Raw genomic sequence first — 250 nt, forward strand, 5'->3', positions numbered from 1 at the left:
CCGGTCTCGGGGCTGCGCGCTTCCATGTACTCCCGAATGTAGTTGGCCGCCCACTCAATCTCCTCCTGCGGCTCGCCGGGCTTCAGGCGGCGCTTAACTTTCGCCTTCTTGTCTACTATGTCACGCACCTTCTTGAAACATTCGCTTCGATACTCGTCGTAGTCGCTGCCGAACTCAGCCCAGGCGCCGATAAATTCTGGATTGGCCGCCGACCAGAATGTACGGCCCGCACCATCTGTGACCCTCGCCT

At 59.6% G+C, this 250-nt stretch carries 1 protein-coding gene; it reads right to left on the reverse strand.

Features of this window, described 5'->3' with window-relative positions; genetic code table 11:
* On the reverse strand, positions 1-250 hold a 250-nt coding region (locus AC6CIG_RS29815), incomplete at both ends, for a hypothetical protein (protein WP_498324402.1).

The organism is Sinorhizobium sp. GQ132 (assembly GCF_059758575.1).